This window comes from Desulfatiglans parachlorophenolica, assembly GCF_055394735.1.
The window spans coordinates 3,032,059-3,049,789 of the sequence record NZ_AP042460.1; the positions used below are offsets into that span (position 1 = coordinate 3,032,059).

Sequence of the window (17,731 nt, forward strand, 5' to 3'; positions counted from 1 at the left end):
AACCGCTTTCAAGCACACCGTCGCAAAAAGATTCACCCGCCGAAATCAGGGATAATGAGTTCGATCCGGTCGCCGTCTTGAACCCTGATATTCTCATAGTCCTGGGGATATACGAACCCCCCGTTGCGCTCGACGATCAGATGGGGGTCCCTTTTATTGCACTGTTCGATCAACTCGCGGATCGTGAGCGCACCGGGTAATGTCTTGGCCACCCCATCCACAGTGATATTCAACGCCATGAACCTTTCTCCATTGAGATTCGGGACATCGGCGGCCTCCACGGACCGCGGCCGAGCCACCCGGATCCGTGCACTTGCGAGACGACCGGCGCCGCTGTGATGATCCGGTCGCGCAAATCCCGGGCCGACCGGGATCCGCCTTCGTTTGAAGCCCCTTGGCCTTTGCCTCTGCAGGCATCCTGGATCCGGTCCGCTCAAGACCATCTTCTCTCGGAAGCAACCATCATTTCCCGGAGCGCTGCGGATAGAAGAAAAGATTGTCCGACGATTTTCAGCTTCTTCGTGGTTTATATTACATGATGACTATATAATTTCAAGCACCTGATCGCCATCTGCGGAGGTCTGCTTTCCGGCCGGCCCGGATGTGATCTCCACAAACAAAGCAGCTGTCAAACCTTCCGCCTATCCTAAAATAGTCTCCATCCGGAAATGATTTCCCGGTACAACCCAGTTTCCAATCCGGAAATGAGGATTTTCCTCCACCGCTTCGCCCCTCAGTCCCACCGCTACGCGGCAGGTCCCTGTTTTGCCAATATCAAGGAAATCAAGCGTTTGCGCGGAGGCGACCTGGTGGTCGCCGCACAAGCAAACGTGCAGATTGACGCCGAGATTGGCAAAAAAGACCATTTCCGGACGATCTAAATCATCAAATTACCTGGCATCCATTCGGGAATGCTTTATCCAGAGCCTCCCTCCCTTCTGAAGGTCTAAGAGGTTTTTCTCTTGGATCGGATGCCCTTCGTCGCGGATCGCGGCATGGCGCGAAGCCGAAAACCGTGCCTATCCGGTTAACTCCCAAAGCATGCTCTTTCCAAGTTTTGGCCCATGCTAAAGCCGGAAGGCAGACCGGATCAGCCTCGCTCTGCCATAGGAAATGGCAAAAGAACCCTTAAATAAAAGCAAATCTCTTGCCGTACGCGGGCAAAAATTCTTCTTCCTGCCATTGAACACCAGCCTGCTTCCACGGTTGCTGGGAAGAGTTTGTTTTGGGTGCCAACCGGATAGGCATGCCGAAAACCACGCCGAGTACGCACAGGTGAACGTCTTCGGTGCCGTATGCAGCGCTTTATCGCCGGGTCATGGCTCTGCCAGTGCAACCACGAAGCGGCCCTCTGCGACGCCGAGTTTCTTGGACAAAGGTCCGCATTTGATTTTCAGCATATAGATGACGGGCTTCCCCAGGTTTTCTTCGTAGGTGGCCTCGATGTTGAAGGTGCCCTTGGCGACGATCAGATCACACTCACTGAGGGCACGTTCGAGTTCGGGTGTGCTTCTGCCGGGGATCAGGAGGGTCTTCACGCTGAGCATACGCTCGCTCAAATCTTCGAGGCCGAAATACCGGGCATCCGCGCAGGTGGCATCTTCGAAAAACGGCGCTTCCTTGAGGACGAGCGTAACGGCGGCGCCCATGGCGTGGAACTGCTCGATCAGCAGGGAGTCGAAACCGATCTCCCCCGCATTGTCGAAAAGATAGAGGATCCGTCGTTTATCGCAGGCCGCTTCGTAGACGTCGCCCATGAGCACGGGGGATTCGGCTCGCCCGGCCATCAGGCTTTCGGCATCCGAGAATTTCAGCCCGCCGCTCGGGGCGGCAAGCGGCGAGACATTGCCCGTTGCCGCGAGGCAGCATGCCCGCTCGAAGCGCTTTTTCGGGGTCGCCCCTTCGTCGATGAACCGTCTTGCGGCGGGGAGCAAGGCCTTGACGGCCTCATTGCTCTCTTTCTTGACGGCATCATAGATGCGGGCGGCGGCGACCACTTGGGGCGTCAGGGCGTCGAGAGTCTCTCTGGCTGTAAACCCGAGGTTCTCCCCGGCATCGAACGTTTGATGAAATGCGTCCAGGAGGGTCTGGATCAAGGTGAGCTTTTCGGGTTCGTCCACGGAAGAGGCCGTTCTCCCATATATCCATTCAAGGGTACATAAGGCGCAGTCGGCAAAGGGCTTCATGAAATTCGATCCTTTTCCGGGGGGGGTCCGCAGGGCCTTCCGGCTGCCTTTTGCGGCCCACCCGTCTTTTTGAGGGCTATTTCTTTGGCCTCCGCTTGAAACGGCTCTCCTTGATATCCTCTGCCTCCAGATAGGCCTCCAGAGGGATCCGGTCATGTTCGGCGATGGCGCGGATCTCGATGACCTCGTGGACGGTAAGGCCAAGCCGGGCGGCGATTTCCTGGTCGGTCAGGCCGCGGTTCCGCTCGCCGGGGACAAACCGCTGCACGCGGTTGGTCCACTCCCAGACCTGTTGACCATAGCGCTGATACAATTCCGGGGAAACGGGTCGTGGCATGCCGGCACCTCCTATTGCGGCGGGGTATGAGGCTGAAGTTTTCTCGGGATGACGGGGCACCGTTTCAGGCAGTTGAAGCACTGGGCTGAAAGCTCGGTCGAATAGGCGATTCCCCGCACCGCCCTCGTAAAGTGACTGCCAAAAAGGATGGCCTTGCGCCGGTCTTTGTCCTCTTCATTGACGGCTTCGAGAAGGAGCTTCTGGAAGACATCCCGCGCGGCCGTCTGCGCCCGCGGGTAGCAGCCCTCCTGGCGGTACTCCATCCAGCGGATGGCGCCGTCCTTCAACTCGCCGGAGAGGCAATCCGGGCAGGCGGACAGGCAGGGCGTCGTCTGTTTTTTTTCCCACAAGCGGACACAGGACGGGTGGGGACAGACGGGCTTTTCCAGGGGGCCGTCGGCCGGGAGGGGCATCGTGGTGATGACCCCATTGAAATAGAGCAGACCAAAGACGGGGTTGAGGATGATGCCGGCCGCCATGCTGCGTGTGCCGAGGCCGGCCATTTCGGCGCAGAGCTTCAGGCTCAGGTAGGGGTAATGGCCGTTTCGCTCTCCGGTTGGGATCGGTATGGTGTAAAAGCCGAATCGCTCTTCGATGAAAGAGGCGAGCTTGCGCGCTGCACCGCCCGTTTCGCTGCGGTTGTACCCGATGCTCCCGAGGACCCTGTTGGTCCCGGAACGCCAGGCGCCGGCTGTGGGTTGGCCACCCCCGATCAGCACGACGCTTTTGGCTTCTTTCAGAAGATCATCGGGGCGGTGCCCCGGAGGGGCATACCGGTTGATCGCTTCCACCGAGGCGATGCCGACCGCCTTGACGCCATACGACAAGGCCTTATCCTTGATTGTTGTACCCGCTTCCATCAGGGTTCCTCCTGCGTTTCCGTCCGGAAACCGCCTTTTCCGGCAGGGTGGGCTCGTGCCGGTTCAGCCGGTGACGAAGCGTCTCCTTCTCGGGATCGGAAATCGAGCTTAGGCTAGAAGTTGTTTGAAGATGGATGTTTCTTTCCGGTGAACACCTCGAGAACGGGTTGAAACAGCGGAACGCCGAATTTTTCGTGGTAAGGATAGCATTTCGATACCAGGAGGTAGGCGATCTTGCGGGTTACGGCCTCTCTTTCTTCGCTGAGGGAGTCATAGTTCCCCCCGCCTTTCGAAACAATCAGATCGGCCTCCTCGACGAGGGTATTTACCTCCGGTGAACACCGCTCCAACCGCGTACCGGGAAAGGGGCCGTCCATGCCGTTCGCAATGACGGGGACTATCGCATCGATGCCCACGGCCTGCGCCTCCTCGAGGGTGGTGTCGTTCAGGGTGGGACGCTGTCTGACCACAACGGTGATGGACGCTTCGAACCGCTCTTTGAGAATGCGGATGAGGAGCTTGTCAAAGACGATCTCTCCGGCATTGTCGGCGAAAAAGACCATCCGCTTCGCCTTCGCCAGTCGCTCGTTGAAGCGGTTGAACAGCTCCGGCGAAATGGGTGCCTGGATCTTTTCCTGGATGAGGCGTTTGATGTCCGGGGGGTTCTCTCCGACCATGAAATCGATATTGTTGCCCAGTATGGCGAGTTTGACCGCCGTCAGAAGCGGGTCAGGGTCTTCGCGGACGAGGGTTTCGATGTAAGGTGCAAGATCCAGGATCATCTGGTTCTGCCGACGTTTGATCTCACGAAACGGGTCGTTCTCCCCGCGCGCCTGCAGGATGATGAGCATTACCTGCTCGATGATTTCGGGGCTTGTAAAGTTCCATTGGTTTCCCTGTAAGGAGGGCATCGCTGCGATGCGGCGATACAACGCCCTGCTTTCATCCTTGTCAAATTGCAGGGCCCGCATGACGTAGACAGCCATTTTCAAAATGCAGGGGATGCAGTCGGGCTGAATCAGCATGGTGTATGTTCCTTTGTGATGCGCAAGGGCTGAATGGTGGAAGAAACGGAAAAATACCAAATTGATTGTATGGATTGAAGGGGCATGCTATCAATGTTTGATCCGGGCGGAAGTCGGGAAGGGCCCCCGCTTGGGCCCCTTGCATTCCAATACCCCTCCCGGACCTCAGAACCCCTTCATCATCCCCTTGATCAGGTAGGGTACTTCCAATCGGCCGGTAGGCGCGAGGATGCGGCTGCTGAAATTCGTCGTGTAATCCTTTTTCAAGGTCCGGGAAAGCTTGCGGTACTCGGCCGTGTCGATCGCCTTGGCGATGTCCGCCAGGCCGCGTGCGGTGCATTCCGCCAGGATCCGGGGGCCTGTCCCGACGGAAAGGCGCCAGCCGTGGGTAACGGGCACGCCCATCTCCTTCATTGCCGGGATGGCCTCTTCCACCACGAACCGGTTGTGTTCTTTCTCTTTGCCGGGGACGATATCATAGTACTGATTGAACTTCCAGGCGCCGGTCTGGATGCTGTAGGCCTGATGCCTGAACATACCTGTGGGAATCCACACGCGGCTTCCATAATTGTAAACATACTGCATCAGCTTCGTGGAGATCAGCCGGTATTCCCTGGACGAGAGGGCGGCGAGCAGGCCCATGTCGTTCCGCACGGCAGCTACCGCCACGATCCTCGGTCCTGCACCGACAGCCGCGTAAAAACCGCCCACCAGTTCTACCCCCAGCTTTTCGAGCACCGGGTTGAACTCCTCCGAGATAAACCGCGAGTAATCGTCGTATTCGCCTGGGTTGACATCCCAGTACTGGCTGAACAATATGGCCATGAGCGTTCTCCTTGAATCAGGAACAACAGATTCCTGTTGAAGAAGGGGTCGTTGTGACAATCACATCTTGAAAATCCGTGTCATCAGCTCGGCCAGGTATTCCGAGTCGTCCTCCTTCTTCTTCGAGTACTTGGCCGGGCGCGCCTGCACCCAGAACAGGTTTTCAGGAAATGACATATCCTCGTCGATGACCCATTCCATATCCTGGGGCATGTTGAAGTAGGATTCCACCTTGAGGGCGATCCGCACGATCTCCTGGAGTTCCTTTTCATCTAGGCAGGGCTTGCTCTGCATCTCCTTCGGGACGCTGACCATACCGATCCCGTCCTTCCGGTAAACCACCATGCGCAGCTTCTGGCCGATGGTGGATGAAACAACCTCTTTGGTCTCCTTGTCGATCAGGAAGCTATCCGGGGTAATCTCGCCGGATACGACACTCTCGCCAAGTCCCCAATTCCCCTCGACGACCACCTTGCTCAAATCACCCGTGGTGGGTTGGACCGTCAGGGTGACCCCGGCGCATCGGGCATTGACCATCTTGAGAACCGCCACCCCGATGGGGGCCTTGCTCATCTCCATCTTCTTTTCGAGCCGGAAGGCGATGGCCCGCGTCGTAAACGCGCTGCTCCAAACCCGAATCACCTTCCGAACCACATCCCGCTTCCCCCTTACGTTCAGATAGGTCTCCATCTGCCCGGGCATACTCACCGCGCCGCTCGACCGCGTCGCGACCGCCACATCGGGCTGGCCGACCGTCTCACACAGCGTATCGTAGAAGCCGTGGAGTTCCTGTTTCATCGCCTCGGGCATATCCTTCGATTCGATGAGGCCGCGGATCGCCCGACCGGCCTCGACCTGCTTTTCCACCCTGCGCAGGCTTTCGCCCGCCTCTTCGACATACTTCCGAATCTCCTCGCCGGCGCCGGTCTCGCTCATGAACCGTTCATAGCCTTCCACGGAGATGGCGAATCCAGGTGGAACGCGCATGCCCATATGCACCATCTCCCCCAGATTGGCACATTTCTTCCCAACCAGATCATTGTGCTCACTGCGGAGTTCGTCGAGCCTGTAAATCCATTTTTGAGCCATTTTGAATCCCTCCCCTGAGGCTGTGGGATATCCCGCAATGACCATTTGCGGTCCTGCGGGACATCCCTTTGCCTTTGGTTCGAAACCAACACCTGTAGGATGGGCACGCCCATCACGCCTTTCTTCACCCCCACAGGTCAGGTGAAAAAAACCAGTCGTCCCACCTGCCATCGATCACTTGTCCAGGATATAAACGGTCCCCATATTGGCATCCACCTTCACCTTCTGACCGGAGCGGATCTTGGTGGTGCCCTCGAACACGTTCATCACCACGGGGATGCCGTACTCACGGCCGACGATGGCCGCATGCGACAGGCTGGCGCCGCGATCGACGATAACCCCTTTGATCATGCTGAAGATGGGGGTCCAGCTGGGCGATGTGCTGGCTGCGACCAAGATGTCCCCTTCCTTGATCAGGCTCAGCTCATCCTCGTTCATAATCACCCGCGCGGGGCCTTCGGCCACCCCCGGAGAACCGCAGGTGCCATAGAGATCCGCCTTCAGCTCCGGGCGCACCTGCGGCATCGAACCTACCACGACCTTGCTGGCGATGGGGTCGTTGCTTTTGACGAGGACCGCCATGGCCTGGTCGAGATCGAAGCCTTCCTTCAGGAGCGCCGGCGGGTTCGGGTTCTTGCACCACTCTTCCCACTCCGCCCTTCTGCGCTCGACGATGTAGCGCATATTGAACTGATCCGGGTTGATCCCCGCCCGCCGCACCTCGTCCGGCTGCAGGTAGAACATGTCTTCGGGATCGTCGATCGCCCCTTCGAGCGCCCACCGTCTGCCCATACCGAGAACAATCCGCCGGATCATGGCGTGGGTGTAAAGGTCGAGATAATGGTCATGCTCCTCGCTGAAGACCCCGCTCTTCTGGGCCAGACGCATCAGCGGCTCAAACCAGGCCCGCTGCTCACGCGGCACCTTTTCAAGGACACGCTTCTCGGCCTCCAGCCGTGCCTCGGTGATCTTCGCCCGCTCCGCCTCGAGGTTGAACTCGCCTCCCTTCTGCAGGAACTGCTTGACGTTCACCAGGGCCGGGGTCGGGTCTTCCACCCAGGTCGGCAGATTGATCTCGCTCATACGCTGCATGCGCCAGCCGTCCTCGTTCATGAATCCACCGAAATCCTTCATGAAATCACGGCCTTTATCGGTCCTCTCCAGTCTGGCCTTGATGCTGTCCACCTCGCCTTCGAGGAATGCGCTTTCGAGTTCATCCTCACGGGCGCGCTTCGAAAACTCCCACAAGCGCTTGTCCACCTGAAACACCTTGTTGTCGAAACCCGACACGAGCTGATGGAACATGGGGGTGGTGTCATCGATCCCCGCCAGTTCCCGGCACATGTTCTCGAAGAGGATGTAAGCCGTGTATGTCCCGTACATCATGTACATGTGGATCTCCCACATCCGCCGGCAGGTGTTGATCGTCTCCTCGAAATTGGCCAGAAGATCGATATTTGTAGCGGTGTCTAGATCCAGCTGCTTCAAGGCCTCGTACCGCCCCAGGATCTCTTCGACGAAGCCCTTCCACAACCCGTCGTAATCCTTGATAAAGGGCAGAATTGCCTCCCGGAATCTCTTTTCCCTGCGCTGCTTTTCCTCCTCGCTCTTGACCAGCAGCAGGGTCAGATAACCGCCGCCGTTCATGAAACGCCAGTCCCACCCCTTGACCGTCGGCAGGCTGAGCTTTTCCGCACCCCACTGCATGCCGTGACGGCAGAAACTCACCCAGAACCACCCAAACATGGGCGTCCATGGCGGCACCGAGTGCGTGCCGTCCAAGAACCAGGCAGGCGACAGCTCAAAATCTCTTTCCGGATCGAATTCCAAACCTGGAACCACATCGTAGACTTTCATGTTTCTCCCCCTTTAAAGCATGGTTGTGGAAGTAAAAACCGGTCTTACCCAACAGCTCTACACCATCCGATCTTTTGACAATCGCCAGCGCCCATGCTTCCTGAAGATCTCCATCGAAGAAAGGTCCAAACGGGGTGGGACATCCCGTTCTCAGATCGAAAGCAAGGGATTACCAAAGTCTTTGTCCCGAACACCTCCTTTCCCGCTGTGTCTTCGTCTACGCATCGACAAGGGTCAATGCGCCCGGATCGCACCATTTCACACACTGCGGATCCGGCGGGTCCCCGCAGAAATCGCATTTGAGCGGGATGCCCGTATCCGGCTCACGGAAGGCGGACTTGACCGGACACGAGGCCCGGCAAACCACGCACCCGTCCACCTCCAGACCGTTGATCACCACCTTGCCCCGCGAGTTGCACGCCGCCTCCGTATACGGGCCCGCAATCACCGGCAGGCAGACATCCTCCCCCAGAAACACCCGGATCCGGGAGCGCTGAGGATTGACCGAACCCGTATGCTGGAGGGAACAGGCCACCTGGCAAAGCTTACAGCCGGTACATTTGGCATAATCAATCTTGATTCGCATCGTCTCTCCCCCCGCCTTCCTCGGAAAGCCCCAATTCCCTCAATTTTTCGGGCGTGGGGACCCCGTTTTCATCCCACCCCCGAAGGGCGTAATACTCCGGCAGCATCCGGTCCATATGCACCACCTGGCCCTTCACCCGCGGCTCGTCCGTCATCCTCCTCGGCAGCGCGTCGTCCTTTCGGGTCAGCCCCGCTTTGAGGTTGAAGAGCCGCTCCAGGTTCCAGATCCGTTCTCCCATCAACGCCAGGGCCTCGTTCGAATAGTCGATGCCGGTCACCGTCTTCAACCACACCTGAAGCTTTCCCCCCCACAAGGGCCCGTGGTAGATGATCCAGCAGAGAATGGCCGAGTCCACCAGGGCGATATAGTCCTGGTCGTATTTCGCCCACTTCAGATGCTCCGCCGGGTCCCGGCGCCCGTCGTAGAAGGGGAGCGTGGCCTTTGTGTGGCTGCCTCCGACGTTGTTGGTCGCATACTGAAGCCCGATGATCTCGACCCCCTGCGGGTGCCAGGCGGGCATTCCCATCCCCTTGACCCCCATGAAGAGTTCCGGGTGGCCGTAGCGCTCGGCGAGGAACTTCCCGCCCTCGGCAAGGACCGCCCCGAATGCCTCGCGGACCGCGGTCTGATGGAGCAGCGCGAACATCGCCTCCGTATTCCCGAAGCCCATCGCAAATCCGAGGTCCTCCTCCGGCAGAAACCCCGATTCGTACATCTCCATCGCGCACGAGATCGTGGCCCCGGCGGTGATCGTGTCCATGCCGAGTTCGTTGCAGATGTAATTGGCCCGACAGATGTCATCGAGGTCCCCGAAGCCACAGTTGGACCCCAGCAGCGCCATGCTCTCGTGCTCCGGCCCTTTGGTCGTGCCCGGGTAGGCCGGGTCGTCGATGCGGCTGCGCTTGCTGCAGGCGAAAGGGCAGCCGAAACAGGCCTCATCCCGCACCCGGATATGATCCCTCACGTGGTTCGGGTCCTCGTACCACTCGAAGGCCTTCGAGTAGCCCTCCTGGAAGTTCCGGGTCGCCTGGGTACCGCTCTTGTTGGCGCGGCCCGGCAGCGACCAGGTGCCGTACATCCGCCGGGCATAGAGGACGCGGTTTTCCCGGCCCTCCTCCAGGAAATCCATGACCGCCTGCCGGTACCCCTCGACGTCCGCCAGCTCGACCGAGCCGGTGCCGCCCGCCACGATCGCCTTCAGGTTCTTGGAGCCCATGACGGCCCCCAGACCCGAGCGTCCGGCCGCGCGGCCCCCGTCGGCCATGATGCAGGCAAACCGCACCAAATTCTCCCCGGCGGGCCCGATGCAGACGATGCTCAGGTCGTTCAACTGCCAGTCGTCTAGCTCCGCTCTCAACTCCTGGCGCAGGGCGTGCTCCGTGGCGGTCGACCACAGGCCCCACAAATGCTCCGCCGGCCGGAGTTCCACCTGTTCGTCCCGGATATAGAGGTAGACCGGTGAGGGCGCCTTCCCTTCGAGGATCAGGAAATCGTACCCGGCATATTTGAGGTTCGGGCCGAAATACCCGCCGCAGCAGGGGTTGGCGATAAATCCGCTGAGGGGCGATTTGCTGACCACCACGAACCGCCCGCCCGCCGGGACGCCGGTGCCGGTCAGGGGCCCTGTGGCGAAGACGAGTTTGTTCTCCGGCCCCAGGGGGTCGATGCGGGGGTCCATCTCATCCATCAGGATCTTCAAGCCCGCCCCGCGCCCCCCGACAAACTCCCGGCACAACTCAGGGGAGAGGTCTTCGATCGAGCGGTTCCCCGTCGTGAGATCGATCCGCAGAATCCTGCCTTTCCATCCAAACATCGAGGCTCCTTTCAAAGGCCCACGGCCTCAGGCTGCAACCCGGCGCTGTCCGACGGGTGTTTCCAAAAACGCTTCGAGCTGCGAGAAGACCTGCTCTTCATTGTTTCCCATGACCTGCAGGGCCCCGCTCCGACACGAGGCCGCGCAAAGGCCGCATCCCTTGCAGAGGGCCGGGTTCACCGCGGCAACCCCGCTGTCTTCCTCGACCGCCACCGCATGGAACGGGCAGACGGTTTCACAGACGCGGCAGCCCGTGCACTTCGACGCATCCACCCGGCAGACGGCGCCCTCGCCGCGCATCTCCTCCCGCGAGAGGAGGGTCATGACCCGCGCGGCCGCGGCATGCCCCTGGGCGATGCTCTCTCCAAGCCGCTTGGGCCCGTGGGCGAGTCCGCACATGAAGATCCCGTCCGTCGGAAAATCCACCGGCCTGAGCTTCATGTGGGCCTCCATGAAAAACCCGTCCGGGTTCAGGGGCACCTTGAGCTGCTGGGAAAGGCGGTGGTTGTCCGCTGCAGGAATGATCGCGGCGGCAAGCGAGACGAGATCCGCCTGGAGCCTGAGCCTGCGCCCCAGAGTCGGCTCGGTCACCAGGACCTCCAGCGGCCCGCCGCCCTCTCCCGCTTTCACCTCGGGCTTGTCCGTCTCATCGTAGCGGATGAACATCACGCCCTTTTCCGCCGCCTCGCGGTAGGCGTTTTCCATCAAACCGTAGGTCCGCATATCCCGGTATAGGACGGTGATCCTCATGGCAGGGTTCACGGCCTTCAGGCCGAGGGCGTTTTTCACGGCCTGACCGCAGCAAACGCGGCTGCAATAGGGGCGCTCCGCATCGCGGGAGCCCACACACTGGATCATCACCAGAGACCGGCAGTCCTTGATCCGCGCGCTTTCGTCCGCGATCTCCCCCTCCAGCGCGAGGTGGGTCAGGACACGATCGTTCTGACCGTAGAGGTATTCATCGGGGCGGAACTCACCGCCGCCGGTCGCCACCACCGTCGCACCGTGCGGGATATCCACCGGCGCCCGCCGCGTCCCGGTCTCGATGGTCGTCCGAAAATTCCCGACGTATCCAGAAAAATTCCGGATCTCGGCCTCCGTGTGGACCTGGATCAAAAGGTGGCGGTATATCCGCTCGGTCAGCGTCTTCAGGGTCGCCTGGACGTCTTCGCCCTCCACCGTGCGGCGGAGCCTTCCCGCCATGCCTCCGAGCACCGGCCCCTTCTCGAGCAGGTGGACCTTGACCCCCTGGTTGGCGAGCGAGAGCGCCGCGGACATCCCCGCGATCCCGCCCCCGATCACCAGGGCGGAGCGTAGAACGGGATAGGTCGGCTGCGTCAGGGGCGCGAGGAGCCTCGCCTTCATGACGGCCATCCGGACCAGGTCCCGCGCCTTCTGCGTCGCAGGCCCCTTCTCCCCCATGTGGACCCAGGCGCAGTGCTCCCGGATATTGGCCATTTCGAAGAGGAAGGGGTTCAATCCGGCCTGTTTGAGGGCGTCCTGAAAAACCGGCTCATGGGTCCGGGGTGTGCAAGCCGCCACTACCACGCGGTTCAGGGCCTTCTTCTGGATCACCTCGACCATCCGCTTGATCGAATCGATGGAACAGCTGAAGGTCTCCTCCTGGGCATGCACGACCCCGTCGAGCCCTTTGGCGTAGTCCACCACCTTCGGGACATCCACCCCCTTGATGATGTTGGTGCCGCAGTGGCAGACGAAGACCCCGACCCTTGGCGGCTCTCCCAGCGTGTCCCGCTCCGGCGGATAGCTCTTCTCTTCGACGAGCGTCCCCCGGACACGATTCAGGTCCCGGGTCGCCAGGGCCGCCGCACCGCTCGCCATAGTGACCGAATCCGGGATGTCCATCGGCCCGCAGAAGACGCCGCAGGCGTAGATCCCGGGGCGCCCGGTCTCCATTGGACGCAGGGAGCCGGATGGTCGGCAGAAGCCCTCCTCGGTGAGCGGGATGCCCATTTTTCCGGCCAAGGCCCGGTTGCCGACCGGTGAGCTGAGCCCGACGGAGAGAACCACCATATCGAAGGTCTCCTCGCGCACCGCCTCGCCGCCCACCCGATACCGCAGGGTCACGGCGTGCGTTTCGGGGTCCTCGCCCGCGACCACGGGCTTCGCCCACTCGAACCGGACGCCTTCGAGCCCTTTGGCCCGCTCGTAATAGCGCTCGAAGCCTTTGCCGAATGCCCGCACGTCGTTGTGGAAGACGACCGCCTCGAGCCCGGGGATGTGCTCCTTCGAGAGGATCACCTGCTTCATGGCATACATGCAACAGACCGATGAGCAGTAGCCGTTCCCGATCGAGACGTCCCGCGAGCCAACGCACTGGATCCAGGCGATCCGAGCCGGCGAGGTGCCGTCCGACGGTCGCCTGAGGACGCCCGCGTTCGGCCCGCTGGCGCTCAGGAGCCGCTCGTATTCGAGGCCGGTAAAGACGTTCCTGAAGCGGTCGTAGCCGTAGAGGCTCTGTCTCGACGGGTCGAAGGGTTCGTAGCCCGGGGCAAGGATGATCCCGCCGACGCGGATGGTGTGGCGCTGCGCCTGCTGATGAAAATCGATCGCCCGGTTCCGGCAGGTGGGGACGCAGATCTGGCACTCCCTGCGGTTCAGAAACAGACAGTGGGCCGGGTCCACCACGCTCGCCGCCGGCACGGCCTGGGGGAAAGGCAGGTGGATGCACTTGACCGTCGAAAGCCCGGCGTTGTAGTCATCGCGGATGTTGACAGGGCAGTACTCGGCGCAGACCCCGCACCCGGTGCACTTCTCGAGATCCACAAACCGGGGGGCCGCCAGCAGATGCACCCTGAAATCCCCCGATTCCCCCTCGACCGCCTCCACTTCGGTTTCGGTCAGGATGGAGATGTTCGGATTGGTAGCGCATTCCAGGAATTTGGGCGACAGGATGCACATCGAGCAGTCGTTGGTCGGGAAGGTTTTGTCGAGCTGCGACATCCTGCCCCCGATGGAGGGGCCCTTTTCCACCAAGTAGACCTTGAACCCCGCATTGGCAGAATCCAGGGCCGCCTGTATGCCGCTCACCCCGGCACCGACCACCATGACGGCGCCGACCGTCTCACGGGCACATTCCGGCGTTATGGGACCCTGATCATATCCTGACATTCGTTCATCCCCACTGGCATGTTGAGGCGTCCTTTCCCCGCAATTCAAAGGGCCCTGACGACCATCTCGGAGATATCCATGACTTCGAGCCGATCTTCCAACCCCGCTGTCACGACGCTGTCCTTGAAGTTGAGGATGCAATAAGGGCAGGCCGTAACCAGGATATCCGCTCCCTGTTCGATCGCCTGGGCAACCAGGATATCGGAGAACCGCTCCCCTTTCGGGGTCTCCATCCAGATCCGGCCGCCGCCGCCCCCGCAGCAGAGGCTGTTCTCGCGGCTGTTCAGCTCGTCCGTCCACTCGAGTCCGGGGATGGCCGCGAGGACCGCCCGCGGCGCATCGTAGATCCCGTTGTGCCGTCCGAGGTAGCAGGGGTCGTGGTAAACGGCCTTTTTTCGCAGCCCCCCTCCGAAGGCAATCCGCCCCTCTGCGATCAGCCGCGCGAGGACCTCGGTCACGTGCAGGACCTCCACCTCGCCGCCGAGCTTTGGATAATCCTGCTTGAAGGTCGTATAGCAATGGGGCGATGTCGCGATGATCGTCCTGACCCCGCTTTCCCGAAAAAGCGCGATATTCTTTTCCGCAAGGGTCTCGAAGAGTTCGCGGTTCCCGGCCTTGCGCACGCTCTCCCCGCAGCAACTCTCCCGGTTCCCGAGGATGCCGAACGACACCCCGGCCTGCTGCAGGATCCGGCTCGTCGCCCGGGCCACACCCCAGAGCCGCGTATCATAGGCCGGCGCGCAGCATGGCGCGTACAGGGCCTCGTGTTCGGTGTTGAAGATCTCGACCCCGGTGCCCTCCGCCCACTTGGATCGTTCCTCCCGCTTGCCGCCCCAGGGGTTTCCCTCGCCGCCGAGGCCCCCCATCGCACTGCGCAGGCTGGCCGGCGCCATGCGGTATTCGAAATCGAGCAGGATCTTCCGCACCGCACCGAGGACGTCGGTGATCGCCACGCCGCGCGGGCAGCGGCTCACACACAGGTTGCAGGTCGTGCACCGCCACCACGCCTCGTCCTCGAGGTCCACCAGCCCATAACGTGACTCGCAGATCATCCGGTGCGGCATGAAGGTCCGCACCAGGTTCCAGGGACAGCTCGCCGAGCACAAACCGCATTGAAAGCACAGCTTGAAGGCTTCGCCCCCGGCCTCCTGAATCAGGTCGATGGCTTCTTCCAGAGGTTCGACGATCTCCATCCCGGACTCCTGTCGAGAACGTAAACGTGTTTTTGTCGTAGTGGTATTGTGCAGCCGGAACACTCCAGGGAGGAAACGCCCCCTACGCCTGCAACAGTCATCCGCAGACGGCTTCCGGTTTCAAGAGACAGGCGGAAAAGTGGCTTCGGTAACGCGTTTCGGTTTGTGCGCGCAAGGCACCCGCGGCCTCGAGGGCCAGCGGTGCGGGATCAGTGCATATAGCGGCCCCCGTCCACCACCAGCGTCTGGCCGGTGATGAAATCGCTCTCCGCGGAGGCCAGGAAGAGGGCGGCCCCGGTGATGTCTTCGGGCGTGCCCAATCGTTTGAGTGGCGTCTTGCTGGTGTCGTAGCGGGTCACGTCCGCCAGGGAACGGCTGGCCTCCGTATCCGTGAATCCGGGGGCGACGGCGTTGATGCAGATATTGTGGGGCCCGAGCTCGATGGCCAGAGCGCGGGTCAACGCCAGTATACCACCCTTCGAGGAGACGTAGTGGACAAACCCGTGGGACCCCGTAAAGGCCGTTTCGGAGCAGAGATTGACGATCTTCCCGGATTGTTGCGCCTTCATGACGGGGAAAACCGCCCGGACGGCCAGAAAAGCCCCCTTGACGTTGACCCCCATCACACGGTCCCACTCCCCGAGGTCGATCTCGTCGAAGGGCTTGCGCACCAGTCCGTCGTAGATCGCGGCGTTGTTGATCAGGATGTCGATGCGGCCGAATGCGGCCACCGCCGCTTCCGCCATGGCCTTTGTGTCCGCCTCGCTCGTCACGTCCCCCGCAAAGGACCGCGCCTCGCCGCCCAGCGCCTCGATCAACCGGACGGTCTCCTGCATGTCCTCGCGGTCCTTGTCTCTCAGCACAATATTCATGACCATGATCCGCGCGCCTTCCTGCGCCAGCCGCAGCGCAAACGCCCTTCCCAACCCCCGGGCCCCGCCGGTCACCACAGCCACCCTGTCCTTCAAACGCATGGCCACGCTCCTCATTGCTGAATCCGTTGCATGCCGGCAGGAAAGGCCGTCCGCCTTGCCGCCGAACAGGTTGAAAAACGCAAGCTTCTCTATCCCCATCCCAGAATCGAAGACCCGGCCGGCATCGAATCGGTCCCCGGCACGAAGAAGAGGAAACCCTTCCTTCGTGCCGGGCCACACACAGGCCGGAGGGGGGAGACCGACCCGATCAGTAAGTCGGCTTGCGGAGCCCGTGCTCATCCGCGATCACGGTGTAGCACGCGTAGCTCGAGCCGCGCCCGATGCCTGCACCCCCGGGAACGCCCGAAGAGCACATATACAGGTTCTTCACGAACGTCTTGTAACCGCCCGGCAGGCCCCTGAAGCGACCGCTCTGGCTGCCGCCCTGGTTGCCTTCGCACCAGCCGCCCTCACGCATATCGAGGTGCGTGTCCTGGATGTCGATCGGCGTGGCCACACGCTCCCCGATGAAGTTGTCCTTGGTCATGTTGGGGGCGTACTTCTGCCATTGTTCGATCATCGCATCCATGAACTCGTCGTGGAGCTGACGCCATTCCTTCCGCGAGAAGAGGCGGGCGGGGGCGGTGAATTCCTCCACGTGGATGCTGTGCTTTCCCTCCGGCGCGCGCGTCGGGTCCCAGATGCTGTCCGGCGCCGTCAGGCAGAAGATCTTGGACGGCATGCCCAGGAGAAAGATCTCGTGCATGTACTTGTCTTCCATGAACCCGAGGTCCTTCGGGGCCCAGTAGGTCCGCGGCGTGATGTTCACATCCGGGTTGTCCTTCGCAGCCTTGTACTGCGGCAGTTCGTGCACCCCCACGGGTCCCCAGAACAGCTGGGCGCGGTCGAAGAAGTAGGTGTCGACCTTGCGCTTCTGATAGGTGTTGAGTTTGTCCTCGCCGATGAGGCGCAGGAAGAGTTGCGGGCTGGCATTGTCCGAAACCACCATCTGCTTGGCTTCGATCTCCGTCCCGTCCAGGAGCTTGATCCCCTTGGCCTTGCCATCCTGGATGAGGACCTTGGCCACCTCGGAGTTGAGGTGGTACTCGACCCCCATCTTCTTGCCGGCCGAAACCAGCGCATCGGTGATGGACTGGGTGCCGCCCTTGGCGATGGCCGCCGTCTCCCAGCCGAGCACGAGGTGCAGCGTGGCGTACAGGAAGGCCAGACCCGGCACATCGTCCGGATAGATGCCGCAGGAGGTCAGGAAGCCCCGCAGGGTCAGGATCCGCAGCTCAGGGCTCTCGAAGAAGTAGTGGGCGACCTCTTTGGCCGTCATGAACTGCATGGAGGGGTCGACCCCGCTTTTCGGGTTGGACATCAGCTCCTCTACCGGGTCCGGCACTCCCCAGGGGGTCGGCACGGAATAGCGCTGCCGATGAAACGCCGGACGGACGTAATCCCGGTACTTCGCCGTGACATCCAGGTAGGCCTCCGCGTCGGCCTTGGAAAACCGCTTGATCTGCTCATAGGTCTTCTTGAAATTTTCTTCGCTGAACTTCGTCTCGCCGGTTTCCGGGTTCACGACCGGGAACGCGGCGTAGCTGACATAGGATGTCCCGTCATCGAAGATGATGGCCTCGTTGGTGTCCGGAAAGACATACTCCAGACCCTCCGCCCGAAGGTTGAATTCCTTGTAAGCCGGATGGCCGTAGTAACGCGTGAAATGCGCGCAGAAGTTCCCGCGGAACCCGGGCGCGGGGGAATCGTCGAAAGACACCGCGCCGCCGCCGAGGTGATCCAGCCGCTCGAAAACGCCCACCTTCAGACCGGCCTTGGCCAGATAGGGGGCAATGGTCGTCCCGTGATGTCCACCGCCAATAATCACCGCATCGTAAGATTTATCCGCCATTT

The 17,731-nt window shown here is 61.1% G+C and carries 15 protein-coding genes; all 15 read right to left on the bottom strand.

Going from position 1 to position 17,731, the window contains the following annotated elements; genetic code table 11:
- Positions 1 to 32: 32 nt before the first annotated feature.
- Positions 33 to 239 (bottom strand): sulfur carrier protein ThiS, encoded by a 207-nt coding sequence (gene thiS / locus ACZ500_RS14250; protein ID WP_464228007.1) that lies wholly within the window; start codon positions 237 to 239, stop codon positions 33 to 35.
- A gap of 402 nt (positions 240 to 641) precedes the next feature.
- Positions 642 to 866, bottom strand: a complete 225-nt coding sequence (locus ACZ500_RS14255; RefSeq protein WP_464228008.1) for a hypothetical protein — start codon at positions 864 to 866, stop codon at positions 642 to 644.
- A 450-nt stretch (positions 867 to 1,316) separates the two neighbouring features.
- The gene (locus tag ACZ500_RS14260) at positions 1,317 to 2,120 is read right to left on the bottom strand and encodes an ARMT1-like domain-containing protein (protein ID WP_464228009.1); all 804 of its coding nucleotides are present in this window, start codon (positions 2,118 to 2,120) and stop codon (positions 1,317 to 1,319) included.
- Between the two features lie 142 nt (positions 2,121 to 2,262).
- Entirely contained in the window at positions 2,263 to 2,523 is a 261-nt protein-coding gene (locus tag ACZ500_RS14265) for a hypothetical protein (RefSeq protein ID WP_464228010.1), read from the bottom strand.
- 11 nt (positions 2,524 to 2,534) lie between these two features.
- Complete coding sequence (locus ACZ500_RS14270) at positions 2,535 to 3,383, bottom strand: hypothetical protein (protein ID WP_464228011.1); 849 nt, start codon at positions 3,381 to 3,383, stop codon at positions 2,535 to 2,537.
- Between the two features lie 113 nt (positions 3,384 to 3,496).
- On the bottom strand, positions 3,497 to 4,408 hold the full coding sequence (locus tag ACZ500_RS14275; protein ID WP_464228012.1) for a damage-control phosphatase ARMT1 family protein: 912 nt from the start codon (positions 4,406 to 4,408) through the stop codon (positions 3,497 to 3,499).
- A 165-nt stretch (positions 4,409 to 4,573) separates the two neighbouring features.
- On the bottom strand, positions 4,574 to 5,233 hold the full coding sequence (locus ACZ500_RS14280; RefSeq protein WP_464228013.1) for a hypothetical protein: 660 nt from the start codon (positions 5,231 to 5,233) through the stop codon (positions 4,574 to 4,576).
- Positions 5,234 to 5,293: 60 nt separating this feature from the next.
- Positions 5,294 to 6,322 (bottom strand): PEP/pyruvate-binding domain-containing protein, encoded by a 1,029-nt coding sequence (locus ACZ500_RS14285; RefSeq protein ID WP_464228014.1) that lies wholly within the window; start codon positions 6,320 to 6,322, stop codon positions 5,294 to 5,296.
- 174 nt (positions 6,323 to 6,496) lie between these two features.
- The gene (locus tag ACZ500_RS14290) at positions 6,497 to 8,179 is read right to left on the bottom strand and encodes a PEP-utilizing enzyme (protein WP_464228015.1); all 1,683 of its coding nucleotides are present in this window, start codon (positions 8,177 to 8,179) and stop codon (positions 6,497 to 6,499) included.
- 217 nt (positions 8,180 to 8,396) lie between these two features.
- Positions 8,397 to 8,765 (bottom strand): 4Fe-4S dicluster domain-containing protein, encoded by a 369-nt coding sequence (locus tag ACZ500_RS14295; RefSeq protein WP_051184628.1) that lies wholly within the window; start codon positions 8,763 to 8,765, stop codon positions 8,397 to 8,399.
- Positions 8,749 to 10,578: an aldehyde ferredoxin oxidoreductase family protein gene (locus tag ACZ500_RS14300; RefSeq protein WP_464228016.1), complete on the bottom strand. Its 1,830-nt coding sequence runs from the start codon at positions 10,576 to 10,578 to the stop codon at positions 8,749 to 8,751. The genes ACZ500_RS14295 and ACZ500_RS14300 overlap by 17 nt, the downstream gene beginning before the upstream one ends.
- A 27-nt stretch (positions 10,579 to 10,605) precedes the next feature.
- A complete protein-coding gene (locus tag ACZ500_RS14305) occupies positions 10,606 to 13,710 on the bottom strand; it encodes an FAD-dependent oxidoreductase (protein ID WP_464228017.1) in 3,105 nt (1,034 codons plus the stop codon).
- A 44-nt stretch (positions 13,711 to 13,754) separates the two neighbouring features.
- Positions 13,755 to 14,903: a (Fe-S)-binding protein gene (locus ACZ500_RS14310; RefSeq protein ID WP_464228018.1), complete on the bottom strand. Its 1,149-nt coding sequence runs from the start codon at positions 14,901 to 14,903 to the stop codon at positions 13,755 to 13,757.
- A 209-nt stretch (positions 14,904 to 15,112) separates the two neighbouring features.
- Positions 15,113 to 15,877: an SDR family NAD(P)-dependent oxidoreductase gene (locus tag ACZ500_RS14315; RefSeq protein WP_464233057.1), complete on the bottom strand. Its 765-nt coding sequence runs from the start codon at positions 15,875 to 15,877 to the stop codon at positions 15,113 to 15,115.
- A gap of 208 nt (positions 15,878 to 16,085) precedes the next feature.
- Complete coding sequence (locus ACZ500_RS14320; RefSeq protein ID WP_464228020.1) at positions 16,086 to 17,729, bottom strand: phytoene desaturase family protein; 1,644 nt, start codon at positions 17,727 to 17,729, stop codon at positions 16,086 to 16,088.
- Positions 17,730 to 17,731: the final 2 nt, after the last annotated feature.